The sequence below is a fragment of the Gaetbulibacter jejuensis genome, assembly GCF_039524015.1.
GTDB classification, from domain to species: Bacteria; Bacteroidota; Bacteroidia; order Flavobacteriales; family Flavobacteriaceae; genus Gaetbulibacter_B; species Gaetbulibacter_B jejuensis.
Genome location: NZ_BAAAGF010000002.1, coordinates 516,968 through 538,372 on the forward strand (window position 1 = coordinate 516,968; position 21,405 = coordinate 538,372).

Annotated in this window: 28 protein-coding genes and 1 other RNA gene; 12 read left to right on the top strand and 17 right to left on the bottom strand. The window is 32.6% G+C overall.

Features of this window, described 5'->3' with window-relative positions; all coding sequences use genetic code 11:
* The first annotated feature begins 3 nt into the window (after nt 1–3).
* The gene (locus tag ABD011_RS08870) at nt 4–492 is read left to right on the top strand and encodes a GNAT family N-acetyltransferase (RefSeq protein WP_343797573.1); all 489 of its coding nucleotides are present in this window, start codon (nt 4–6) and stop codon (nt 490–492) included.
* A gap of 1 nt (nt 493) precedes the next feature.
* Here the strand turns inward: ABD011_RS08870 and ABD011_RS08875 are convergent, their stop codons facing one another.
* Together ABD011_RS08875 and ABD011_RS08880 are read right to left on the bottom strand one after the other, a co-directional pair.
* The gene (locus ABD011_RS08875) at nt 494–922 is read right to left on the bottom strand and encodes a DUF4268 domain-containing protein (RefSeq protein WP_134200052.1); all 429 of its coding nucleotides are present in this window, start codon (nt 920–922) and stop codon (nt 494–496) included.
* A 5-nt stretch (nt 923–927) separates the two neighbouring features.
* The gene (locus ABD011_RS08880) at nt 928–1,596 is read right to left on the bottom strand and encodes a ZIP family metal transporter (protein ID WP_343797576.1); all 669 of its coding nucleotides are present in this window, start codon (nt 1,594–1,596) and stop codon (nt 928–930) included.
* A gap of 99 nt (nt 1,597–1,695) precedes the next feature.
* On the opposite strand from ABD011_RS08880, the gene ABD011_RS08885 reads away from it, so the two are divergent.
* Nucleotides 1,696–2,853: a THUMP domain-containing class I SAM-dependent RNA methyltransferase gene (locus tag ABD011_RS08885; RefSeq protein WP_129760736.1), complete on the top strand. Its 1,158-nt coding sequence runs from the start codon at nt 1,696–1,698 to the stop codon at nt 2,851–2,853.
* Here ABD011_RS08885 and ABD011_RS08890 read toward each other — a convergent pair.
* From ABD011_RS08890 to rlmD, 5 genes are read right to left on the bottom strand one after another with little or no spacing between them, the layout of a single operon-like run.
* The gene (locus ABD011_RS08890) at nt 2,850–3,317 is read right to left on the bottom strand and encodes a hypothetical protein (RefSeq protein ID WP_129760737.1); all 468 of its coding nucleotides are present in this window, start codon (nt 3,315–3,317) and stop codon (nt 2,850–2,852) included. The two genes, ABD011_RS08885 and ABD011_RS08890, sit on opposite strands and share 4 nt — an antisense overlap.
* An 18-nt stretch (nt 3,318–3,335) precedes the next feature.
* The gene (locus tag ABD011_RS08895) at nt 3,336–3,860 is read right to left on the bottom strand and encodes a DinB family protein (protein ID WP_343797580.1); all 525 of its coding nucleotides are present in this window, start codon (nt 3,858–3,860) and stop codon (nt 3,336–3,338) included.
* Between the two features lie 37 nt (nt 3,861–3,897).
* Nucleotides 3,898–4,653 (bottom strand): DUF6048 family protein, encoded by a 756-nt coding sequence (locus ABD011_RS08900; protein WP_343797582.1) that lies wholly within the window; start codon nt 4,651–4,653, stop codon nt 3,898–3,900.
* Nucleotides 4,619–5,143 carry a DUF6452 family protein gene (locus ABD011_RS08905; RefSeq protein WP_343797584.1) on the bottom strand — a complete coding sequence of 175 codons (525 nt, stop codon included), beginning with the start codon at nt 5,141–5,143 and terminating at the stop codon, nt 4,619–4,621. The genes ABD011_RS08900 and ABD011_RS08905 overlap by 35 nt, the downstream gene beginning before the upstream one ends.
* A 51-nt stretch (nt 5,144–5,194) precedes the next feature.
* Nucleotides 5,195–6,646: a 23S rRNA (uracil(1939)-C(5))-methyltransferase RlmD gene (gene rlmD / locus ABD011_RS08910; RefSeq protein WP_343797586.1), complete on the bottom strand. Its 1,452-nt coding sequence runs from the start codon at nt 6,644–6,646 to the stop codon at nt 5,195–5,197.
* Nucleotides 6,647–6,885: 239 nt separating this feature from the next.
* On the opposite strand from rlmD, the gene rocD reads away from it, so the two are divergent.
* Nucleotides 6,886–8,130 (top strand): ornithine--oxo-acid transaminase, encoded by a 1,245-nt coding sequence (gene rocD, locus ABD011_RS08915; RefSeq protein WP_343797588.1) that lies wholly within the window; start codon nt 6,886–6,888, stop codon nt 8,128–8,130.
* Between the two features lie 4 nt (nt 8,131–8,134).
* Entirely contained in the window at nt 8,135–8,584 is a 450-nt protein-coding gene (locus ABD011_RS08920) for a DUF5362 family protein (protein ID WP_343797590.1), read from the top strand.
* Between the two features lie 54 nt (nt 8,585–8,638).
* On the opposite strand, the gene ABD011_RS08925 is transcribed toward ABD011_RS08920, so the two are convergent.
* The 4 genes from ABD011_RS08925 to ABD011_RS08940 form a co-directional block, all read right to left on the bottom strand.
* Nucleotides 8,639–8,989: a DUF2752 domain-containing protein gene (locus ABD011_RS08925; protein ID WP_343797592.1), complete on the bottom strand. Its 351-nt coding sequence runs from the start codon at nt 8,987–8,989 to the stop codon at nt 8,639–8,641.
* 49 nt (nt 8,990–9,038) lie between these two features.
* Nucleotides 9,039–9,314 (bottom strand): CD225/dispanin family protein, encoded by a 276-nt coding sequence (locus ABD011_RS08930; RefSeq protein WP_129760744.1) that lies wholly within the window; start codon nt 9,312–9,314, stop codon nt 9,039–9,041.
* Between the two features lie 69 nt (nt 9,315–9,383).
* Nucleotides 9,384–9,716, bottom strand: a complete 333-nt coding sequence (locus ABD011_RS08935; protein WP_131507323.1) for a CCC motif membrane protein — start codon at nt 9,714–9,716, stop codon at nt 9,384–9,386.
* A 14-nt stretch (nt 9,717–9,730) separates the two neighbouring features.
* Nucleotides 9,731–10,012: a DUF2752 domain-containing protein gene (locus tag ABD011_RS08940; RefSeq protein WP_129760746.1), complete on the bottom strand. Its 282-nt coding sequence runs from the start codon at nt 10,010–10,012 to the stop codon at nt 9,731–9,733.
* A 149-nt stretch (nt 10,013–10,161) separates the two neighbouring features.
* Here ABD011_RS08940 and ABD011_RS08945 point away from each other — a divergent pair, with 149 nt between their 5' ends.
* Complete coding sequence (locus ABD011_RS08945; RefSeq protein WP_343797595.1) at nt 10,162–10,368, top strand: hypothetical protein; 207 nt, start codon at nt 10,162–10,164, stop codon at nt 10,366–10,368.
* Nucleotides 10,368–10,919, top strand: a complete 552-nt coding sequence (locus ABD011_RS08950) for a Smr/MutS family protein (protein ID WP_134200036.1) — start codon at nt 10,368–10,370, stop codon at nt 10,917–10,919. The genes ABD011_RS08945 and ABD011_RS08950 overlap by 1 nt, the downstream gene beginning before the upstream one ends.
* Here ABD011_RS08950 and ABD011_RS08955 read toward each other — a convergent pair.
* Nucleotides 10,916–11,848: a hypothetical protein gene (locus ABD011_RS08955; protein ID WP_343797597.1), complete on the bottom strand. Its 933-nt coding sequence runs from the start codon at nt 11,846–11,848 to the stop codon at nt 10,916–10,918. The genes ABD011_RS08950 and ABD011_RS08955 overlap by 4 nt on opposite strands.
* Nucleotides 11,849–11,937: 89 nt before the next feature.
* Here ABD011_RS08955 and ABD011_RS08960 point away from each other — a divergent pair, with 89 nt between their 5' ends.
* A complete protein-coding gene (locus tag ABD011_RS08960) occupies nt 11,938–13,083 on the top strand; it encodes a cysteine desulfurase family protein (RefSeq protein WP_343797599.1) in 1,146 nt (381 codons plus the stop codon).
* Nucleotides 13,073–13,699: a CHAP domain-containing protein gene (locus ABD011_RS08965; RefSeq protein WP_343797601.1), complete on the top strand. Its 627-nt coding sequence runs from the start codon at nt 13,073–13,075 to the stop codon at nt 13,697–13,699. Before ABD011_RS08960 ends, ABD011_RS08965 begins: the two co-directional genes overlap by 11 nt.
* A 26-nt stretch (nt 13,700–13,725) precedes the next feature.
* Here ABD011_RS08965 and ABD011_RS08970 read toward each other — a convergent pair whose 3' ends face one another.
* Nucleotides 13,726–14,229, bottom strand: coding sequence for a hypothetical protein (locus ABD011_RS08970; RefSeq protein ID WP_343797603.1), 504 nt, complete (start codon nt 14,227–14,229; stop codon nt 13,726–13,728).
* Nucleotides 14,230–14,304: 75 nt separating this feature from the next.
* Nucleotides 14,305–14,706 carry a hypothetical protein gene (locus tag ABD011_RS08975; protein WP_343797605.1) on the bottom strand — a complete coding sequence of 134 codons (402 nt, stop codon included), beginning with the start codon at nt 14,704–14,706 and terminating at the stop codon, nt 14,305–14,307.
* Nucleotides 14,707–14,866: 160 nt separating this feature from the next.
* Between ABD011_RS08975 and ABD011_RS08980 the strand changes: the two genes are divergently transcribed.
* A complete protein-coding gene (locus ABD011_RS08980) occupies nt 14,867–15,607 on the top strand; it encodes a DUF6263 family protein (protein ID WP_343797607.1) in 741 nt (246 codons plus the stop codon).
* Between the two features lie 48 nt (nt 15,608–15,655).
* On the opposite strand, the gene ABD011_RS08985 is transcribed toward ABD011_RS08980, so the two are convergent.
* The 3 genes from ABD011_RS08985 to ABD011_RS08995 all read right to left on the bottom strand — a co-directional run bounded on the left by ABD011_RS08985 (nt 15,656) and on the right by ABD011_RS08995 (nt 20,455).
* Nucleotides 15,656–16,279, bottom strand: a complete 624-nt coding sequence (locus ABD011_RS08985; RefSeq protein WP_343797609.1) for a hypothetical protein — start codon at nt 16,277–16,279, stop codon at nt 15,656–15,658.
* 6 nt (nt 16,280–16,285) lie between these two features.
* Nucleotides 16,286–18,700, bottom strand: a complete 2,415-nt coding sequence (locus ABD011_RS08990; RefSeq protein WP_343797829.1) for a TonB-dependent receptor — start codon at nt 18,698–18,700, stop codon at nt 16,286–16,288.
* 63 nt (nt 18,701–18,763) lie between these two features.
* Nucleotides 18,764–20,455, bottom strand: a complete 1,692-nt coding sequence (locus ABD011_RS08995) for a M23 family metallopeptidase (RefSeq protein WP_343797611.1) — start codon at nt 20,453–20,455, stop codon at nt 18,764–18,766.
* Between the two features lie 181 nt (nt 20,456–20,636).
* On the opposite strand from ABD011_RS08995, the gene ABD011_RS09000 reads away from it, so the two are divergent.
* The 3 genes from ABD011_RS09000 (at nt 20,637) to ssrS (ending at nt 21,402) form a co-directional block, all read left to right on the top strand.
* Nucleotides 20,637–20,927, top strand: a complete 291-nt coding sequence (locus ABD011_RS09000) for a hypothetical protein (protein WP_134200019.1) — start codon at nt 20,637–20,639, stop codon at nt 20,925–20,927.
* A gap of 17 nt (nt 20,928–20,944) precedes the next feature.
* Nucleotides 20,945–21,238: a cell division protein ZapA gene (locus ABD011_RS09005; RefSeq protein WP_129760756.1), complete on the top strand. Its 294-nt coding sequence runs from the start codon at nt 20,945–20,947 to the stop codon at nt 21,236–21,238.
* A gap of 56 nt (nt 21,239–21,294) precedes the next feature.
* A non-coding RNA gene (gene ssrS / locus ABD011_RS09010) (6S RNA) lies at nt 21,295–21,402 on the top strand.
* Nucleotides 21,403–21,405: the final 3 nt, after the last annotated feature.

Here is a 21,405-nt window from a genome sequence, read left to right on the forward strand (position 1 = left end):
TAGATGACAGAAATTACACTAGCAACACCCAACGATTATAAACAGATAGCCGATTTAGGTTTTATCATCTGGAACGAACATTATACACCCATTATTGGAGCGGAACAAGTAGCATATATGCTAGATAAGTTTCAATCAGAAAAAGCTATACATCAGCAAGTAAAAGAAGGTTTTGAGTATTATTTGATCACTTTTGAAACTGTGCCTGTAGGATATATTTGCATTAAGAAAAAGCGAGACGCTTTGTTTTTAAGTAAGATTTATGTGCTTTCTAATTACAGAGGAAAGAAAATAGGAAAAACAGCAATGCAGTTTGTTGAACGTAGAGCTAACACGTTACATTGCAATAGCATTGAGTTGACAGTGAATAAGTACAATGTCAATTCTATTAAAGCTTATGAAAAACTAGGGTTTAAAACCGTTGAAGCATTGGTAATGGATATAGGAAATGGTTTTGTGATGGACGATTACCGAATGGTTAAAAACCTATAAATTAATCCTTGATTACCTCTTTGTAATCTTCAAAGAAATCTTCAAACTTGCTCATATTTTCATTGAAAAACACCATTACATCTTGCCATGTATTTTTATTGTGAATAGACACCTTTTGTTCTAAAGGAAGGTAAATTCTTGATATCTCTTTACCGTTTTCTAGAAAGTATTCTTCTTCAAAAATGACGTTAGGTAAGTAATCTTGAGTTAAAATAGATTTTAGTGATACTAGTTTTTCCCAGTAGGTAATTCGGTTTTCTAAATCGTCTTCAATGTCTAGCGCTATAAGTGCTTTTTTGGTGTCAAAATGAAATTTAAAGCTAAAGCCTTTTATTTTGGTATCGTATAGCGTCCATTTCCTTGGAAATGATTTTCCAAAGCTTATCCAAAAGTCTTGACGCAGTCGTCTTGATTCTTCTTTACTAAACATACCTTTTAAATTACATAAGCCATTCCAATACCTAGTAATATGGCAACTAGTTTGGTTAAGCTAAATTTATGTCCTTCATCACTTTCAAAAAGAATAACTGTAGAAATATGAAAAAATATACCAATTACAATAGCGTTAATTGCATTTACATAGTTGGATGGCATACTTGTATGATTAGAAATAAATGTTCCTAAAGGCGTCATTGCAGTAAACAAAATTAAAAACAGAACTACTTGTAATTTATTACATCTTGATTCTAGTAAAAACCCTGTAATTACTATAGCTATTGGTATTTTGTGTACTAATACACCATAGACAATATCGTTATGTTGATGTATTGGGAACCCTTCTAAAAAGCTATGAATACATAAGCTTATAAAAAGTAACCATGGAAATTCCTTGGTGTCTTCATGATGTACGTGACCATGTTCAGCACCTTTTGAGAAAAACTCCAAAATAACCTGTATAAGAATACCTGTCATTATAAGTAAGCCTGTTTTTTTGGCTTCTAAGTGATGATAAACTTCTGGGAGTAACTCAAAAAGCGTTAAAGCTAATAAAAATGCTCCACTAAAGGATAGTAGTAATTTAGAGTGTAGGTTTTTCTTTTTGTAAATCAATACGATTAAAACACCCAAAATTACTGCATATACAGGAAATAAATATTTGTTCATCTACTAGTGGAATTTTCTAAGAATATCGTCTTACAGTTTATAAGCATTGACAAAAATAAAGTATTTTTGAATTTTGAAAGTACTATAAGGCATTTATGTATGGAGAATAATTTTAAAATGGTTGCCAAAACCTTATTTGGCTTTGAAGATTTACTAGAAAAGGAGCTATTGCAATTAGGAGCACAAGACATTAAAAAAGGAGTGCGAAATGTAAGCTTTGTTGGTGATAAAGGATTTATGTACAAAGCCAATTTAGGATTAAGAACAGCCATAAAAATTCTTAAACCCATAAAAACGTTTAGAGTTGTAACTGAGCAAGATTTATATGATAAGGTGTACAAAATGCCTTGGGAAAACTACATGAAACCTACAGGTTCTTTGGCAATTGATGCTACAGTACATTCTAATGTGTTTACACATTCAAAATACATTGCATTAAAAACAAAAGATGCTATTGTAGATAAATTTAGAGATACTACTCAGGAACGACCTAACGTAGATTTACGTTTTCCTGATTTAAAAATAAATGTCCATATCGATAGGCAACAATGTACCATTTCGTTAGATACATCAGGAGAATCGTTACACAGAAGAGGCTATAAAACAGCTACCAACATTGCGCCAATAAACGAAGTGCTAGCTGCAGGATTGATTATGCTATCAGGTTGGGATGGACAGAGTGATTTTATGGACCCAATGTGTGGTAGTGGAACCATTTTAGCCGAAGCAGCAATGATAGCTTGTAATATTCCGCCTAATTTAATGCGAAAAGAATTTGCTTTTGAAAGATGGCAGGATTGGGATGTGGATTTATTTGAAACCATTGAAGAGTCTTTATTGAAAAAGACCAGAGATTTTCATCATAAAATTATAGGTTACGATAAGTCACCAAGTGCTGTTAAAAAAGCAAAAGACAATATAAAAAACGCGCACTTAGACGAGTTTATAAGCATTCAGCATGAAGACTTTTTTAAGACCCAAAAAGCAGGAGATAAAAAGCTGCACATGGTTTTTAATCCGCCTTATGGAGAGCGTTTAGATATTGACATGGAGAAATTTTACACCAATATTGGTGATACCCTAAAACAAGGTTACCCAGGAACTCATGCTTGGTTTATTACCTCTAATTTAGATGCGTTAAAGTTTGTAGGCTTACGACCTTCACGAAAAATAAAACTGTTTAATGCTAAATTAGAATCTCGTTTAGTAAAATACGAAATGTATGAAGGTAGTAAGAAAGCTAAATATATGGACTAGTCTAAAAACTTGAAGGACTCCAGAATTTTAACACCTTGTTTTACACTAATATCATAGCAATATAGGTTTATATCATATGCTTTTTTATTGTCCTCTCTATAAATTACAGCATTTAAAACATAATCTTCACCATCACGACAAACTGTGTAGTGGCTCATATAGTTAGGTAAAAAAGGACGACCATCTTCAATAATATCCATATACATATTTTTACAACCTTCTCTGCTCACAAGTTTAAGAGTGTTTGAATTTTTATCAACGTTTTGGTTAATAGTAACAATTTGCATATTTATGCCTAAAACATCATTTTCTCCATCATAATCGGTTTCATCTTCATCTCCTTCAGTATCAATTTTTTGTTTTGTTTCAAAGGTGAGTTTACCATCTTTCCAAACGTTAACGTATTGTGCATTGGCATTAAGTGAAAGTGTTAAAAATGCGATAAATAGAAGTGTTTTTTTCATAAGTATATAGTTAATTGATTAATAGTTTTCTTGTAACTGTTTTGTGTGGTGCTCTACATGATAAGCAGTCCACATTATTATTTCTCGTAATGGCATTTTTCCCATTAAGGGATGAGGCAAAATAAGTGTATCTAAATGTTTGTCAGATAACTTTCGAGTCTTGTATTGTAGTTTTTTGTTTTCAACCTGTAAGCGGTTTAAAATGTAGTTTTTGTCTTTTAGTAAAGGAACTTTCATATTTTTTGATGGACCATAAACGATACCTTTAGACTCTTGCAATCGCTCTTGGTATCTATTTACAACAGTTGCGTAATCTCTCACAGCTCTATTAGCTGTTCCAAACCGATATTTTATAATAAACTTAGGAAGACTTAACGCATCGTTAAGAGGTTTTATGCTTTGAAGTAAATGTAATGCTTGCTGGCCAGAAGTCCATTTTCCTTCAGGACCTTGCTGCCATTTTTCATCATCTTGAGAACTTAACACATCAATTAAAATCTGATGCTTCGATTCTAAAAGTTCAGCAATGCTTTCCTTATCCATAAATTGTGATCATTTTCATTGAAAAGATACACAATTTTTAGTCTTCTTTAGCGACTTTCTTATCTTTTTTGTAGATAGGTATTAGGTAAGAGATATTGTATCCAAACCCTATTCCAAAACGTCCGCTGTCATAGGTTCGGTTAAATCCAGGAATGTAAAGATTTTCAAAATCGCTAGGTGCATTTTCGCTTACTAACCCTTTTAATTGAAGGTTTAATCCAACATATAAATTGTTTAAAGTTTCGGCTTTAATACCAATAATAAGTTCAGCCCAAATAGCTGACAAACCATCAAACTCTTTAGTATCTGAAGGAGAAAAAGGCTCATTCCAGTATTGGTCAGGATTGTAAATGGTGTAATTGTTTAATGTTTGACTAAAGGAGCTTACTCCAGCTCTAAGTCCACCATAAATCATATTTTCCATGTCTAACCAGTTTAGGTACATGTTGTAATCAACTCCAGCTTTAAAGTAACTTCCTTTTGAAGTGACATCGAGGTAATCAGTAACTAAGTTGTTTTCTTCAGTACCAAGCTCTCCTGCTAGATAAAGTCTTTTGGTAAGTCTGTAATCGGCATTTATTTCAAACCCAGTATAATCGTCATCTAAAAAAGAACGCACAGGTTTGCTAAGGTCTATACCTAGTCTCAATCCATATTTTTGTTTAAAAACAAGAGTGTCATTAGATGTTTCGCTGTCTTCTTGTTCACTTGTATTTTGCGAAAATGATGTTATGGAGCATAACATCAAAAATACCAGACTAATGATAGATATTGATGTGTGCTGCTTTTTCATCTTCAATTGTAGTGTTTACGGTTAATGCGTTTATAATCCATACGTCATCGTCATCGGCTTCAATGACGTCAATTTCAGTACCTGCAAATATACTTTTATAACCACAAGCTCTTGATACGTATATAAATTCTGGTGTGTAACTTACTTCAATAACATCAGTATTTGAAGCGTTACTATCGTTACCATTAGTGTCGTAGTCGGTGTCTTTTTTTAATTCAAAGAAAGTAGAAATGGTTTCACCTTCGTTTTGAAACCTTAGCGGTAAGAGTATAGAGTCAGTAGTTGTGCTAGAAACAATTTCATCTTCGACACCTTGACCAGTAACAGTAAGTTGTCTTACGCTTTTTGGTTCATCAGTATCATTAACGTCATAAAAACGTATGATTAAATGTGGCGTTGTTGCTGTTGCTTCAGAACAAATATCATCTCTTTCGCAGCCTAAAAATAGGACAGCAATTAAAAAGACTAAGGCGCTAATTTTTTTTATCATTATAATTTTTCTTTTTTCAGTGATAGTCTACACAAGATTTTTTGTAATAGCTTACTTTTCAAATAAAACCACAGTCTCAATATGTGCTGTATGTGGAAATTGATCCACAAGACTAAGCTTTTTTATTTCATATCCTGACTGCATTAATTGCTCAGTATCTCTAGCTTGTGTGGCTGGATTGCAAGATACATAAACCAAACGTTCTGCGCCTAGGTTTATTATTTTATTTAAAGTTTTTGGCGCAATACCAGCTCTAGCAGGATCTAAGATAATGGTTCTTATTTTGTTTTTAAACTCAGGATGCTCGGTTAAGAATTTACCAACATCAGCAGCATAAAATTCTAAGCCTTTAATGTTGTTTCGTTTAGCATTTTCTTTAGCATCTGCAATGGCTGAAGCTACAATATCTACACCAACAATTTTAGCATTGTTGGATTTGCTAGCAACTATTTGTCCTATGGTTCCTGTACCACAAAATAAATCTAAAACAACGGTATTGTCTATAGCGTCTTTATTTTCTAAAGCATAATCAACTACTTTAGAGTATAGTTTTTCAGCACATTTTGGGTTGGTTTGAAAGAAGCTTTTCATGCTAATTTCAAAATTAAGACCTAGTAGTTCTTCAACTATTTTGTCTTCACCATAAACTAAGCTTATGCTTCCAGTGGTAGCAATGGTTCTATCTCCAATTTCGTCATTAATGGTATGTAATAAACCAGCAACTCTATCTCCAAACAATTCTACTAAATAATTGGCAAATGCATCTAAATCAAATTGGTCTAAATCATAAGAAGTAGTCACTAAATTGAATAGCAGCTTATTGGTTTTATAGGATTTTCTTACCACGAAAAAGCGGAAAAACCCTTCTTTTTTAGGAGCATGCCATGGTGCTAATCCTGTATTTTCGCAATATGCTCTAATGTCTTTAAGGTGGTTTTCTAACTGCGCATCGAATAAACCAGAATCGCTATTTAAGTTATCACCACACCACCAAAGACCACGACGTTTAAATCCAAGTGTAAACTCGTCTACGTCAGTTTTAGCTTCACGATTATAACCAATAGCTGAAAAGCCATATTCCATTTTATTACGATAATGAAATGTATTAGGTGAACTTACAAACTCATCAAACTTGCTTTCAATATCTTTTACTTTTCCAATACGCTTAAAAAGTTCTAATGTACTTTGCGTTTTATAGTCGTGCTGTTTGTCTATTGGCAGCTGAATATAAGGTGCACCAGGAATATCTTGATAAGGGGTTTCTACTTCATCTTCAGAAGGTTTTAAAACATCAAGCAGCTTACATTCGGCGTATTTTTTACTCGATTTTTTAACCTGAGCTTTCACTAACTGACCAGGTAAAGTATTAGGCACAAAAACAACAAACTCACCATGTTCATTTCTAATACGTCCTATACCTTTACCACCAAAAGCATAATCTTCTATTAAGATATCTATCGTTTCGCCACGTTTTACAAACTTATTGCGTTCTCGTCTTGCCATGTACTTAAAATTTTGATTGCAAAGATAGTGGCATTTTATAAAATTCTACACTTAAAATTGATAGTGATTATTTATAAATCGTGCAGAAATTACTAAATTTACATCCTCTAGGGATGATTTCTCTCCCACGCTGCTTTTTCTAAGCGTCACCATAACTTCAAAAATGGTTGCGCAACGCTTATGAAAGAATAAAGGTAGAGCAGGAATGGTTATTTTTTCACAATTAAAATTTTTTTAAAATGGCTGTTTTAGACCAATTAACATCGCAACAAGCGATAGATTTAGAAAACAAGTATGGTGCACACAATTACCATCCGTTACCTGTAGTGTTGAGTAGAGGAGAAGGTGTCCATGTTTGGGATGTAGAGGGTAAGCAATATTATGATTTTTTATCGGCTTACTCAGCAGTTAACCAAGGACATTGTCACCCAAAAATTGTAGATGCCATGGTATCACAAGCAAAAACATTAACCTTAACTTCTAGAGCGTTTTATAACGATATGCTAGGAAAGTATGAGCAGTATGCAACTGAGATGTTTGGGTTTGATAAATTGTTGCCAATGAATACAGGAGCTGAAGCTGTTGAAACGGCTTTAAAGCTTTGTAGAAAATGGGCTTATGAAGTAAAAGGTATTTCAGAAAACGATGCTGAAATTATTGTTTGCGAAAACAATTTCCATGGAAGAACAACTACAATTATCTCGTTTAGTAACGATCCTGTAGCACGTAAAAACTTTGGACCTTATACTAAAGGGTTTATAAAAATTGAATACGATAATCTAGAAGCTTTAGAAACTGCTTTAAAAAACAATCCTAACGTAGCAGGTTTTATGGTTGAGCCAATACAAGGAGAAGCAGGAGTTTATGTGCCAAGTGAAGGATATTTAGCCAAAGCAAAGGCGTTATGTGAAGCTCATGGTGTGCTTTTTATTGCAGATGAAGTACAAACTGGTATTGCTAGAACAGGAAAGTTGTTAGCTGTAGACCATGAAAATGTAAAACCAGATGTGTTAATTCTTGGTAAAGCATTATCTGGAGGTGCTTATCCTGTTTCGGCTGTGTTAGCAAACGATAACATTATGAATGTGATTAAACCAGGAAACCACGGAAGTACTTTTGGTGGTAATCCTGTTGCTGCTGCTGTTGCTATTGCTGCTTTAGAAGTGGTTAAAGACGAGAAGCTAGCTGAAAATGCTGAAATATTAGGACAATTATTCCGTGAGGAAATGAATAAATACATAGAAACAAGTTCTACCGTTAATTTAGTAAGAGGAAAAGGATTGCTAAATGCTATTGTTATAAATGATGATGAAGATAGCGATACAGCTTGGAATATTTGTTTGGCATTAAGAGATAATGGTCTTTTAGCTAAACCAACACATGGTAACATTATTAGATTTGCACCACCTTTAGTAATGAACAAGGAGCAACTGTTAGACTGTGTGTCAATTATAACAAAGACATTAAAACAATTTGAAAACTAAATTTATGGAACAACAATCGGCTTTTAAAAGCTTTGAACTAGACGTTAATCAAGAGATTATTGGTTATTTAAAAGAAACATCTAAATGGTCTTATATTTTATCAATATTAGGATTTGTAGGAATAGGTTTTATGCTTATTGGAGCATTGATTATGGCCATTTCAGGAGGCATTGCAAACAGTGGATTTGATGGAGCGTATGGAGCAGGATACGCTGTTGGTGTAGCGTTTGTATATGTTGTTTTAGCGCTTGTTTATTTGTTTCCTGTGTTATACTTATTTAGGTTTTCTAAAAACATGAAAAGTGCGTTAAGACTAAGCAATAATCAGGACTTTAAAAAGGCGTTTGCAAACCTAAAATCTCACTATAAGTTTATCGGGATTTTTACTATTGTAGTTATTTCTTTATACGCTTTAATTTTAATAGGAGCAATAGTTGGAGCTTCCTTATTTTAAAAACTGACATTAATTTATAAGAAAAAAAGCAACCATTTGGTTGCTTTTTTTTTGTTAAGGTGCTAACTCGGTAAACGGAAAAACACTAATATTTCTAAGTATCCAAAACAGAATAACAATTACTAAAATTACTTTTGTAGTAATTGGTTTATGAGTTAGGTTTTTATAGGTTGTTGTGGTGAACTTGTTAAGCAAAAATAAGATAGACTGATACCCTAAAACTACAAATAGAAGAAGTATTAGATAGTTGTGTCTTATACCTTCAATAATTTCGCCATTAATTAACTTGTGTATTGCTCTTTGACTACCACAACCAGGACAGAAAATACCTGTGAGAGCATAAAAAGGACATTTAGGAAAAAAAGCGTGGTTAGACGGATTCCAAAAAAAATATAGTGATAGCATTCCTAAAAATACTATCACTATAATTGTATATACTATTATTTTTTTTGACTTAGTAACCACCATTAGCAATTGCTCCAAGCATTGCAACTCCAAAGATTAAAATATAAAGTAACCATCCTACAAGTGCAATAACCACAGAAACAATTCCCCAAGTTTTTGCATTCTTAGAAGCACGTACTGCTTCATCATACTTTCCATCTTCATATAATGAATTAACTTTTGTAGCGTAAATAATGCTCACAATACCAGAAGGTAAACAGCATAAAATGGTACTTATTATAGCTAAGGCTAAGTAACTATTAGGTCTTGTAGGTTTTTGTTCCATGTAATAATTTTTTGTTTAGTTAGTGTTCAAATGTAATAAAAAAAGCGACCATTTGGTCGCTTTTCTCATTTATTGATTTTGTTGTTGGTACTGTTCCATCATTTCTCTGGACTGTTCCATCATCTCATCCCAACCAACTGTTGAAATTCGGTATATAGTAAAAATTAAGTATGCTATATTTATTATTAGTATTACCATTGCTACAATTTTGGCAGTGTTCATAGCTTTAACACTATCATGATCGTAGTTTTCAGGGGCTGCTTGCGCTTGCTTTAATTTACTTTGAGCAATAAAAAAAGCAATACCAGCAAGGATAAATCCTGAACCTCCTATGCAGCAGCATAGTAATCCTAGAATTGCTAATACATAAACAATAGTTGGGTTGAGTTTTTGTTGTTCCATAATTTTAGTTTTGATTAGATTATTTTTAGTAAAAAGTTACCTACAATAATAACAATGTTAATGATTACCAATGTAAGAATAATTTTTTGAGAAATTTCATAAATCTTAAGCGCATTTACTATTAGCATCCCAAAAAGGAGTATAAGTGTATAAATAGCAGGATACATAAAAAATGCACCAATAAAGTCGCCTTCAAGAATAAGCGCAACCGATCGTTGCATGCCACAACCCATACACTCAAAGCCAAACAACTTTTTGTTTAAGCAAGGTAACATATAGTCTTCGTATTGCGACATGGTACTGTTTTAGTTCTTACAAATGTAAAAAAAGTTAAAAATGAAACTAAGGTTTCTTTGTTTTTTAGTGAAAATTTGAACGATTTAGCATAATGCTTTACTTTTGTATCTATTACTTTATAGATAACGTATTTTTAATAGTCAAACACATGAGTTTATCAAGAACCATAAATTTTATTTTGATTTTATCTGGCGGAATTATTGCAATTTATGCCAAAGCAGGTGATGGACAAAGTGTTTATTTGCTAATGGCAGGAATTGTACTATTAATGATGGGTATTTACAGGACTTCCCGAAATATTCCTAGTAAATATAAAAACGATGACACTAACGACTCTGATAATGATACTGCATAATGAAATTTAAAAAAGGCGATAAAGTTTCAGTATTAGATGAAGACATTTCTGGTGTTGTTTTAAAAACTTCAGATGCACAAGTGAGTATTGAAACTCCTGATGGTTTTGTGTTTGAATTTCCTGCAAGCGAACTTATAAAAACTGATGCTTCAATACAATCTGAATTGTTTTCTACACAAAGTGCTAGTGCTGTTATTCAAGAAAAAGAGCAGCAACAAAGACGAAAGCTTCCTAAGATAAAGCCTAAAGAGCGTAATAATCCTGCTATGGAAGTTGATCTTCACATACACAAGCTTACTGATCATGACTCTAGAATGACTAGTCATGAAAAGTTAACTTTACAGTTAGATACAGCTCAACGACAACTAGAATTTGCAATAAAAAAGCGAATTCAAAAAATAGTATTTATTCATGGCGTAGGAGAAGGCGTTCTAAAAATGGAATTAGAAACATTGTTTCGACGCTATGACAACATCAAATTTTACGACGCAGACTACAAAAAATACGGTTTAGGAGCTACTGAGGTTTATATTTACCAAAACGTGAATTAGTCTTCTTCAGGAAACGTAATTATAGTTTCATAAGTTCCAAAGAAGTAATAATCCATACTTAAAGCACCTAAATTGAAAGGGTCATTAATTTCAAAATTCGTGGTCACTGTTCTAGTGTATGTATTGTCAATAAACTCATCAACCACAAAAGTATCAGCAGCATCTGCGTCTAAATACCTAGCAATAGTTGCATCTGTAGCAAAATCGTTAGTTGGGTTTTTGTCCATATTTTCATCCTCATAACGTGTTAACACACCATCACCATCATCGTCATTATCTAAATAATTAGGTAAAGGTATTTCGGGAGTTGTAGGATCGTTATCGTGGTCGTACGTGTCGTTATCAGTGTTTACAGCATTAGCTAAGCCATCTTCAGTACTAAAATTATGATTTTCGTTAATGGTTAATACATTGTCATTATCATCATCTTGGTCGATATAGTTTGGTATACCATCTCCATCAAAGTCATCGTCATCATAATTACCATTACCATTTAAATCTTCAAATTCAGAAGGAATTCCATCATCATCATCATCCACAAAAGTAGAGGTGAAATCTATATCTATTGATTCACTTTCATTATCGCTAATAATATTAACGTCTGAACCAGGAACAAGAGTACAGAAAAGATTTTCTGGATTTCCATCATAAGTTCTGTAAATAAACCTAACACTTCCAGTTATAGTACCTTCAAAAGGAATTTCATCAGTTGGAGGATTGAAAATTTGATCATTATTAGTATTGGAAGGAAAAACAATGCTCAACGATTCATAAGGGTCTGCTTTAATCTTATATAAGCTGTATTCATCTTCAAATTGATCGCACAACGTAAGGTCATCTTCAAAGTCTAATTCAATTTCAAGAATATCGCCATCATCGCAACTTGTTAACAGTAAACTTAGACAAAATATATAGAGTATTTTTCGCATTGTATTTGATTTGGAAACAAAAATAAAAGATTTGATAAACTTATAACGCAGTAAGATGCAAATAATTTTATTTGAAGTATTTTTGCAGCATGAAGAAAGTGTATTTTGATAATGCTGCAACCACGCCTATGCGCGCAGAGGTTGTGAATAAGATGACAGAAGTGATGATGATCAACTTTGGAAATGCCTCATCTACACATAGTTTTGGTAGGTCATCTAAAGCTTTAATTGAAAATTCAAGAAAATCAATTGCTAAACATTTTAATGCTTTAGCATCAGAAATTGTATTTACTGCAGGTGGTACTGAAGCCGATAATTTAATACTCAGAAGTGCTGTAAGAGATTTAGGAGTAACCGATATTATAACGTCCAAAATAGAGCATCATGCAGTACTACATACATTAGAAGCATTGAGTAATGAGTATAACGTTTCGCTTCATTTTGTGTCATTGTTAGACGATGGTAACATTGATATTGAACATCTAGAAACGGTATTAACATCTACTGAAAAAGCTTTAGTGTCTTTAATGCATGTTAATAACGAAATAGGAAATATTTTAGACCTAAAGCGTGTTGCGCAATTGTGTAAAGCCAATGGAGCGCTGTTTCATAGTGATACTGTGCAATCAGTTGGACATTATAAAATAGATTTACAAGATGTAGCTGTTGATTTTATTACAGCTAGTGCGCATAAATTTCATGGTCCAAAAGGTGTAGGGTTCGCTTACATAAGAAAAAACTCTGGTTTAAAAGCATCAGTATTTGGAGGTGAACAAGAACGAGGTTTTAGAGCAGGTACTGAAGCTATACACGATATTGTAGGTATGGAAGAAGCTCTTAATATAAGCTACAACACTCTAGAAGAAGAAACCGCTTATATATCAGATTTAAAGCATTATTTCATTACTAAGCTGCAAGACGTTTTACCACAAGCAAGCTTTAATGGAGCTAGTAAGTGTTTTGAAAGCAGCACATACACATTGGTTAATGTATGCTTACCAATTGCACCCGAAAAAGCACCAATGTTACATTTTCAGTTGGATTTAAAAGGAATTGCGTGTTCTAAAGGAAGTGCTTGCCAAAGCGGAAGTACTTTAGGCTCTCATGTGTTGTCTCAAATACTAGATGAAGAACAACTAAAAAAACCTTCGGTACGTTTTTCGTTCAGTAGTTTTAATACTAAAGACGAAGTAGACTACGTTATAGAGGTTTTAAAAGACTTTGTTGAAAACTGACCCAATTGTAGTAGTTATTATTGCTTTATTGCTTGTGTCTTGTAAACAAGAACCTAAGCAAGACGTTGTGATTACTCAAGAGTTGCAACAACCAACAGCTCAATCTCCTAAAACCTTTAAGGTTAAAAACATTGGTGATACCTTAGATGTATTTAACGAAGTGTATGTTATTTACAATAAAAGTATAGGGAATACTTCTGGTAGGCATTTAACCAAAGACGGTTATAATCTTGGTTTAAAATGGCAGTGTGTAGAGTTTGTAAAACGCTACTACTACCAACATCTCAACCATAAAATGCCTAATAGTTACGGACATGCTGTTGATTTTTTTAATACTGAAATAGCAGATAGCAGCATCAATAGAGATAGAAATTTACTACAATACACAAATGGTAGTAGTAGCAAACCAAAAGTTAATGATTTGGTTGTTTTTAAAGGAAATGTGTTTAACCCTTATGGACATGTAGCTATTGTGAGTAGAGTAGAAGATAGCTATGTTGAAATTGTACAACAAAACGTTGGGGAACAATCTAGAGACCAATTAGGTTTAAAACAAGTGAACGGAAAATGGATTATTGATGAAACCAGCATATTGGGTTGGTTAAGGAAAGATTGAGAAGTAGTTAACTATACCATAAACAGTTATTTTTCGAGTTTCTGTTCAAACTTCTCAAGAGTTATTTCTTTTCGCCACCAAGAGTATTCACCATAAGCTATTTTCTTGTCATAATCTACTTTCAAATAATCGTTCCAACAAGAGAAAAAATCATAATCTCCATTTTGTTCATCATCTAAATCATTTTCTATTTTGGATGGTGCAATTAAATAATATTTTCCAACTTCAAATTCTGCAATATATGGTCGACATAGAATTCCGTTATCTCCCCAAACTTTAAATCTTTTTCGAGATTCAGAACCTTTATACTTTTTAACGACTTCAACTGTCATTGAATAAGGCATTTTTCCATCGTAACCGTAGGTTTCTTCTTCTAGAAAGTCCGAATATTCAATTACTTTGATTAGTGCAACAAACTCTTGATTATCAGAGATTGCTCCAAATCGACAATTCCAATTGCATTCGCAAGAGCAAGCAAAAGATTTCATTGAAATCAGAAGTAAAAATATTATCAGAACTTGTTTTTTCATAATTATTTACAATGATTTCGTTTGTAAAATTGTTGTTAGTAGCTTTTTTTTCTTTCCACTACTAATTCGGTTAATTTATTCAGTTTTGTATTCCTTTTTTGATTGATATTTTTTTTCGTCAGTCAAAATCCATGAGGTTAAAATCAGATTTAATTTTATGTTTCGTATTGTACCAGATTTTTTTTTGTCAAGTATTACTTCAACTCCAAATTCTACATTCAGTTTTGCCTCTTTTATTAATTTAGTTTCAATTTTGTACTTTTTTAAATCATCAAAAAACCATTTTGAAATTTCATAAAACATGTTAAAGTCAATTTCCGAAATTTCGTTATTTAATTTTTGAGTTTTATTTAAGAAGTCAAACTCAATAATTCCTTTTTGTAATTCAATTAATGAGTCTAAATCGTTTGTTAATCTCCAACCATAAAACATATCACAAAATATATCTGTATGATGCTGTAATCTTTTTCTTTTCACTGTTGATTTTGTCAAATGTTGGGTAATAGTCTCGTATAACCGTCAGTTACTTGGATTAAAGATACTATTTTTCAATTAAGTTGTTACAAGACATTACTGTAAGTAGTCTTTTTATTTTATCTATATTAGCTTTCAAATAATTAACCACAAATCAATAAAGATGAAAAAAATTTTAATACTGCTTTTGTTAGGTGTAAGCATGCTAAGTGCTGCGCAAGAAAAAGTGTTACTTCGTTTAAATTATGTTGAAGGACAAAAATATGCTATGAGTATGAGCATGTCGCAAGTAATTGGTGATGATATTATAACCAATGATATGCAAATAGATATGCAGTATGATATAACTAAGGTCACTGGTGACACCTATGAAAGTAATGCGAAAATTACTAGAATGGCAATGGATATGAGACAAGATCAATTGGCTGTATCTTATGATACAAATAAAAAACATGATGAATTAGATGAAACAGGACAAATGATGAAGATTCGATTGGAACCTATGTTATCGGCAACAATTATAACTAAAGGTGATAATTTAGGTAATATTTTAGAAACTAGAGTTGAGCCTAGTGACATTGAAGGTGCTGCAGACTTTGCAGATCAATCAGGTAGTGTAATTTACCCTAAAGAGGAAGTTGCTGTTGGTGATACATGGACAAAAACTAAGGTTGATAACGCAATGACGTTTAACTTTATATACAAAGTGAAAGCTATCAATCGTAATAATGTTTTAGTTGATATTTCTGGTAGTATTTCGGGTACTGCTTCTGGTGATATTACAGGAACTATGGATATAGATAGAGATTCTGGTATGCCTACATTATCAAAAATCAATATGACGATGAGTATTGAAGGTCAAAAATCTACAACCGATATGACTGCTAAATTTACTAAAATTTAAAGGCATTAAATTTTTACCTAGTACTAATAGAAAAACCTTGGTTATAGTTTAATCAGGGTTTTGTTTTTTTACTTCATTTGTTAACTCAATAATTCCTTCTTTTGTGATTTTTCCTGTTTTGTAAATAACTTCTTTTTTATCAGTTCCTACTATTTCGTTTCCATTTTCATCACAATTAAAATAACGAGAATTAAATGCAACGTAAATATTTAAATCATTATCTATTTCCATTAATTCTTCACATTCAAAACAAGGGTCAGGTCCACAACGTCCAATCATCAATTCTTTTGAATTGACTATTTCACCATTACTCTTGAAAGTTGTTAATATTGGCATAAAACACTCAGCTTCTTCTAGTGTTATTACAGCAATATACTCTTCATTAATTTTAATTTTTCCATAGATGTAATTGAATTCTTCTCTATCAAGAATGTTGTTTGTGTCGTTTAATTGGATAAACTCACTAAAATCATCATCACAAGCTTTTATTTTAATAGGAGTTTTAATTATTGGAAATTGCTCAACAAATAGGTTGTATTGTTCAGTTAGCTTAGATGCTTTAGAAATAGTTTTTTTATTACTTTCTAATGTGTTTTCTCTTTCTTTACTTTCTGATTTGCAGCTAGATAAAAGTATTGATGCTATTATTGGAAACAATATTTTCCGCATCATATTCCTCTAAAATCGAGTAGACAACCTTACATTAAATACTCTTGGTGTTAAGTAATTTGGAATAGCATATTGACGCTTACTGTACACATCTCTTACCCAAGTATTGGTAATTGAGTTTTGTACGTCAAACATATTAAAGATTTCAAAACCTACGGTAAGTTCTTTAAAATGACGTTTCCAACTACTATCATAGGTTTTGTTTTGGTCAACAAGCACATAGCTTATACCTAAATCGGCACGTTTGTAGTCTCTCAATCTGTTTTGGTAGTCGTATGGGTCAGCATAACTTGGTGAACCTCCTGGAACACCTGTGTTATAAACCAAATTAAGGTACATTTTTAAATCAGGAATGCTTGGGACATAATCTTGAAACAGTACTCCAAATTTTAAACGTTGATCTGTTGGTCTTGCAATATACCCTCTGTCTTCAATGTTTTCTTCGGTTTTAAGGTAGCTAAAACTAAACCAGCTTTCAGTACCTTTTACAAACTCACCATTAAGTCTTAAGTCAAGACCATAAGCATAAGCCTTAGCGTTGTTTTTTGCTCTGTAACGAATTCGAACGTTTTCTAAAGTGTAAGGGTTTACATCAGACAGACTTTTGTAATAAGCTTCAGATACAAGTTTAAACGGTCTGTCCCAAAGTTCAAAACTGTATTCGTTTCCTAATACAAAATGAACTGATTTTTGTGCTTTTACATCTGGTTGTACTACACCAGAAGAGTCTCTTAATTCTCTGTAAAAAGGAGGTTGGTAGTACATACCAGCAGCAAACCTAAATAGCATGTCTTTTTCCCAATTTGGTTTTATGGCAAATTGAGCTCTTGGGCTAAATACGGTATGACTTTTACTTTCAATAGCGTCACCACTAACATTCCAGTTGTGCACACGTACTCCAGCATTATAAAACACGTCGTGTTCTCCTAGTTTTGTACGCTTGCTGTATTGTAAATAGGCCTGTAAACGGTCAATAAGTACTTTGTTGGTTGCTCTTACATTTTGGAATGCGACAAGTGGTCCTTCGTAAGGCGAGTAAGGTTGATCGTTAAACGCATCAATATTTGGTGGGTTTATTGAAAAACCTGCACTATCAATAACTTCCCATTCTACTAGACGGTCTCTAATATCTTCATGAGTATATTTTGCTGACCACTCAAGTGTGCTTTCTTCATCAATTTTATAGTCTCCTTTGTGCTCAACGTTTACAATTACAGCATCAAGGTTATTTCTAGCATGCGTAAGTTGAGAGCCAATACCTTCACTAAACTCCACTTCACCTAAGTCTTCGTCTCCAATATTGCTATTGACTTCACCTAGTCTGTATTGTGCTAAAATATCAAAGTATTCCTCTTCAGTCGTGTGATACGCAGAAGTAATGAGCTTTAAGGTTAGGTCATCATTTACAAAATAATTAGCTTTAAATGCTCCAAAAGCGGTTTGGTAACGATCTTTTTCTTGACCTTCATAAAACACCAATAAAGCTACAGGATTATCTATAGTACCAAAGTTGGTTTGTCTGTTTTGAGGTTTAAAGTCGTATTTGTTAAGTGAAAGGTTTCCAAGGAAATTTAAATGAAATTTATCAGAAAACTTATACGTTAAATAGGTTTGAGCATCTGCAAAAACAGGAACTACATTGGTTTCGGTTTCTAAAGAGTTTATTAAAAGACTATTGTCTCTATAACGCAACCCTACAATACCTGAAAACTTAGAGTCTTTACTCACAGTTTCAGCAGCAATACTTCCTCCAAGTAAGCTTAAGTCTGCTCTTAAACCAAACTTTATAGGATTTCGATACGTAATATCTAATACCGAAGATAGTTTGTCTCCATACTTTGCTTGAAAACCACCAGCTGAAAAATCTACATTTTGAACCAAATCAGTATTTACAAAACTCAATCCTTCTTGTTGACCTGAACGAATTAAAAACGGACGATACACTTCAATTTCGTTAACATATACCAAGTTTTCATCAAAATTTCCACCTCTTACTGAATATTGTGTACTCAGTTCATTGGAAATATTTACACCTGGTAATGTTTTTAAGATGTTTTCAACTCCTGGTTGCGCACCTTTTATGGTTCTAATCATTTCGGGAGCTATTGTGGTTACTCCAGTTACTGATTGTCTTGTATTTGTGTTAATTACAACAACACCTATTTGTTCTACATCAACTTTCATTACTGGGTTAAATTCCAGTTCTTGACCACTTTTTAGGTTAAAAGTTTGTGTTATTGGTTTATGTGATAAATGTGTAAAAACAATGGTTACATCTTGGTTTGCTGGTATTTTTAGTTCGTAAAACCCGTTTATATTTGTTGCTGTTCCTAAATCACCTGCTTTGATATTTACATCATAAATAGGAGTATCGTTTTCATCCAATATTACACCTCTAATGGTAGCGTTTTGTGAAAAAGCCATTGTAGACAAGACAAAGAAAAACAAAAGTAGATAGTTGGTAAGTGGTTTCAAATGCTGTAAATTTTATTTTCTGAAAAAGGTTGCTTCAAAAGTAGAACTATTTCCTACATTATCAGTAACAATTACTTTTAATTTATTTTCGGTATCAGTAACAATACCATCATCAAAATTATGGGTTAATACACCTGTTTTGTATTCATACTCCATTAAAATCCATTTTCCGTTTACAGTAGCTCTGTAATTGCTAATACCTGAAAGGTCATCGGCTATTTTTACTTTCAATTCGGAAGATTTACTCATCCACTTACCATCGGTAAAATTAACAGGAGTAATAGTAGGAGCTACTAAATCACTTTGTAAAGCAAATGTTCCTAAGGATTTTGTTCTAGCTGAAAGCACATCTCCTTTTCGGGTTGTATGCAAATAAGATGGTCTTTGGTAATACCCAACAAGTTCAGCAATAAACAGTTTGTCTTTATCAACATCGTTATAATTGCTTATGTCATAATTTATGGTATAGCTTTTAAGTAATGGTACCACATCTTTATGCATTAATAGTGTGTCGCTACTAACATTAAAATCTAAATGAAGGTCATCGTAAAACGTATTGCTAGGAATATAAACTGAAACGTTACCTTTTTCTAAAGTAGTTACTTGGTTGGCATACGCAAAGTGTAACGGTTTAATATCGTTGAGTTCTTCTTGCTCTTTTTTGACTTCTTTTTTTCCAATAATAGGAATGGTAATCCACGCATCGTTGTCTTTAAAATCTTTAACTCTAATTTTATAAACTGAAGAGGTGCTGTCCTCAACAATTAAATACCCATTATTATCTAAATCTTTAAGCATACTAAGTGTATTACCAGATTGTGCAAATAATTTTTGAACTCTTGAGCGTTTGGTTTTATAAATTTCAAAATCTATATAACGATTGATGTGTTTGGTTTCGTCAAAACTAAAACGCTTAAAATCCATTTCAAAACTCTTGTTGCCATTAAAAAAGGTTTGAATGTTACTAACACCATTTTTGTTACTAGCTCCATCTAATTGGTCATAACTTACTATACCAAACCCAATATTTCCATAAGCTTCAACACTTTCAACGGAATAATCACCATTTTTATTTGGTATTAATCTTAGTTCAACACGTTTTTTTGAATTGTTAACATGTGAATTTTCGTCTTTAGGGTACGCATAAATACCAGAAATTAAAGGTTTTCTAGAATCTTTTACATCCATACCAAAGAGCATTGGGTTTATAGGTCTTTCAGCATTATCTCTAATTTCAAAATGTAAATGTGGTCCGCCAGAAGACCCTGAGTTTCCTGAGAAAGCTACCATTTCGTCAGTTGTAATAGGAAGCTCGTCAGGAGTAGGGAAGACCTCTACTTCATAAGTTTCTTTTTGGTATTGACACTGCTTGATGTATTCTTCAATTCTTGGCGAAAATTTTTCTAAATGTGCATAAACCGTAGTATATCCATTAGGATGGGTAATGTACAGCGCTTTACCATAACCATAATGTGAAATTTTAATTCTGCTTACATAACCTTCAGCAGCAGCATAAACCTTTAAGCCTGTGCGTTGTTGTGTTTTAATGTCTAATCCTGAGTGAAAGTGGTTAGAACGCAACTCAGCAAATGTACCAGATAAAACAAGGTCAATACCTAAAGGATTCCTAAAGTAATCTTGAGGGTATTGTGCGTAAGCACTATAGAATTGTGAGCAAAAAAGGATTAAAAAGAGGTATTTCATATATGGAATTATAATAGCTAAAATATTAATTTGAATGTAATCTTCAAAAGCATAAAGAGTTATTCATAAAATATTGATTGCTTATCATACTATTAATTAAATATTTTAAAATTTATTGTAAAACAATTGTAATTTTTGATTTGGTATGTTAACTTTGTTTCAACAGTATTGAAATTTGTAAATGAGTAAAATTGAAGATATTGTAGATTCTTTAGAGAATAAAATTAGCAAGGTTTTGCACAAACTAGAGGTTTTAAGGCAAACCAATGCTAAACTTTCAGAAGAATTAGCAGTACAACAACAAAAAAATATTCAACAACAAGAAGAAATAAGTTCTTGGGTTGAAAAGTATGAAGCTCTAAAAATGGCAAATTCATTACTTGGCAGTGGCGAAGATAATAGAGAAACTAAGCTCAAAATAAATACATTAATCAGGGATATTGACCATTGTATAGCGCAATTATCTGAATAATGTTAGTAAAATAAATCATGGCAGAACAGCTTAAAATAAAGCTTTCAATAGCAAATAGAGTATATCCTTTAACGATTGCTCCAAGCCAAGAAGAAGGTTTGAGAAGAGCTGCAAAGAAAATTGAAGACATGATTTCTCAGTTTGAGCAGAATTATTCTGTCAGAGATAAGCAAGATGTATTAGCCATGTGTGCGTTACAGTTTGCATCTCAGGTAGAGCAAAAACAAATAGATAAGGCAAATGTGAGTGAAGAAGTTCAAAACAAGTTATCAGCACTTGATGAACTATTGCACAAACATTTATCAGCCTAACGTTCTTTTAAATAAAACATAAGGTTACTGCCTACATTAGTTATTTTTTTTGATAAACTCAACGTTAATTCTTTAAAAAGGGTGAGTTTAAGTTGTAAAAGCAAGCCATCTTTGAATGGATCCTTGATCAGCTTGTTAGCCCTAAACTTGTTTTTAAGGAGTTTATA

What these genes read in the sequence shown, in the direction of transcription:
- ABD011_RS08870 (WP_343797573.1), top strand. Translation starts at nt 4, where the DNA reads ATGACAGAAATTACACTAGCAACACCCAACGATTATAAACAGATAGCC.
- ABD011_RS08875 (WP_134200052.1), bottom strand. Translation starts at nt 922, where the DNA reads ATGTTTAGTAAAGAAGAATCAAGACGACTGCGTCAAGACTTTTGGATA.
- ABD011_RS08880 (WP_343797576.1), bottom strand. Translation starts at nt 1,596, where the DNA reads ATGAACAAATATTTATTTCCTGTATATGCAGTAATTTTGGGTGTTTTA.
- ABD011_RS08885 (WP_129760736.1), top strand. Translation starts at nt 1,696, where the DNA reads ATGGAGAATAATTTTAAAATGGTTGCCAAAACCTTATTTGGCTTTGAA.
- ABD011_RS08890 (WP_129760737.1), bottom strand. Translation starts at nt 3,317, where the DNA reads ATGAAAAAAACACTTCTATTTATCGCATTTTTAACACTTTCACTTAAT.
- ABD011_RS08895 (WP_343797580.1), bottom strand. Translation starts at nt 3,860, where the DNA reads ATGGATAAGGAAAGCATTGCTGAACTTTTAGAATCGAAGCATCAGATT.
- ABD011_RS08900 (WP_343797582.1), bottom strand. Translation starts at nt 4,653, where the DNA reads ATGAAAAAGCAGCACACATCAATATCTATCATTAGTCTGGTATTTTTG.
- ABD011_RS08905 (WP_343797584.1), bottom strand. Translation starts at nt 5,143, where the DNA reads ATGATAAAAAAAATTAGCGCCTTAGTCTTTTTAATTGCTGTCCTATTT.
- rlmD (WP_343797586.1), bottom strand. Translation starts at nt 6,646, where the DNA reads ATGGCAAGACGAGAACGCAATAAGTTTGTAAAACGTGGCGAAACGATA.
- rocD (WP_343797588.1), top strand. Translation starts at nt 6,886, where the DNA reads ATGGCTGTTTTAGACCAATTAACATCGCAACAAGCGATAGATTTAGAA.
- ABD011_RS08920 (WP_343797590.1), top strand. Translation starts at nt 8,135, where the DNA reads ATGGAACAACAATCGGCTTTTAAAAGCTTTGAACTAGACGTTAATCAA.
- ABD011_RS08925 (WP_343797592.1), bottom strand. Translation starts at nt 8,989, where the DNA reads ATGCTATCACTATATTTTTTTTGGAATCCGTCTAACCACGCTTTTTTT.
- ABD011_RS08930 (WP_129760744.1), bottom strand. Translation starts at nt 9,314, where the DNA reads ATGGAACAAAAACCTACAAGACCTAATAGTTACTTAGCCTTAGCTATA.
- ABD011_RS08935 (WP_131507323.1), bottom strand. Translation starts at nt 9,716, where the DNA reads ATGGAACAACAAAAACTCAACCCAACTATTGTTTATGTATTAGCAATT.
- ABD011_RS08940 (WP_129760746.1), bottom strand. Translation starts at nt 10,012, where the DNA reads ATGTCGCAATACGAAGACTATATGTTACCTTGCTTAAACAAAAAGTTG.
- ABD011_RS08945 (WP_343797595.1), top strand. Translation starts at nt 10,162, where the DNA reads ATGAGTTTATCAAGAACCATAAATTTTATTTTGATTTTATCTGGCGGA.
- ABD011_RS08950 (WP_134200036.1), top strand. Translation starts at nt 10,368, where the DNA reads ATGAAATTTAAAAAAGGCGATAAAGTTTCAGTATTAGATGAAGACATT.
- ABD011_RS08955 (WP_343797597.1), bottom strand. Translation starts at nt 11,848, where the DNA reads ATGCGAAAAATACTCTATATATTTTGTCTAAGTTTACTGTTAACAAGT.
- ABD011_RS08960 (WP_343797599.1), top strand. Translation starts at nt 11,938, where the DNA reads ATGAAGAAAGTGTATTTTGATAATGCTGCAACCACGCCTATGCGCGCA.
- ABD011_RS08970 (WP_343797603.1), bottom strand. Translation starts at nt 14,229, where the DNA reads ATGAAAAAACAAGTTCTGATAATATTTTTACTTCTGATTTCAATGAAA.
- ABD011_RS08980 (WP_343797607.1), top strand. Translation starts at nt 14,867, where the DNA reads ATGAAAAAAATTTTAATACTGCTTTTGTTAGGTGTAAGCATGCTAAGT.
- ABD011_RS08985 (WP_343797609.1), bottom strand. Translation starts at nt 16,279, where the DNA reads ATGATGCGGAAAATATTGTTTCCAATAATAGCATCAATACTTTTATCT.
- ABD011_RS08990 (WP_343797829.1), bottom strand. Translation starts at nt 18,700, where the DNA reads ATGGCTTTTTCACAAAACGCTACCATTAGAGGTGTAATATTGGATGAA.
- ABD011_RS08995 (WP_343797611.1), bottom strand. Translation starts at nt 20,455, where the DNA reads ATGAAATACCTCTTTTTAATCCTTTTTTGCTCACAATTCTATAGTGCT.
- ABD011_RS09000 (WP_134200019.1), top strand. Translation starts at nt 20,637, where the DNA reads ATGAGTAAAATTGAAGATATTGTAGATTCTTTAGAGAATAAAATTAGC.
- ABD011_RS09005 (WP_129760756.1), top strand. Translation starts at nt 20,945, where the DNA reads ATGGCAGAACAGCTTAAAATAAAGCTTTCAATAGCAAATAGAGTATAT.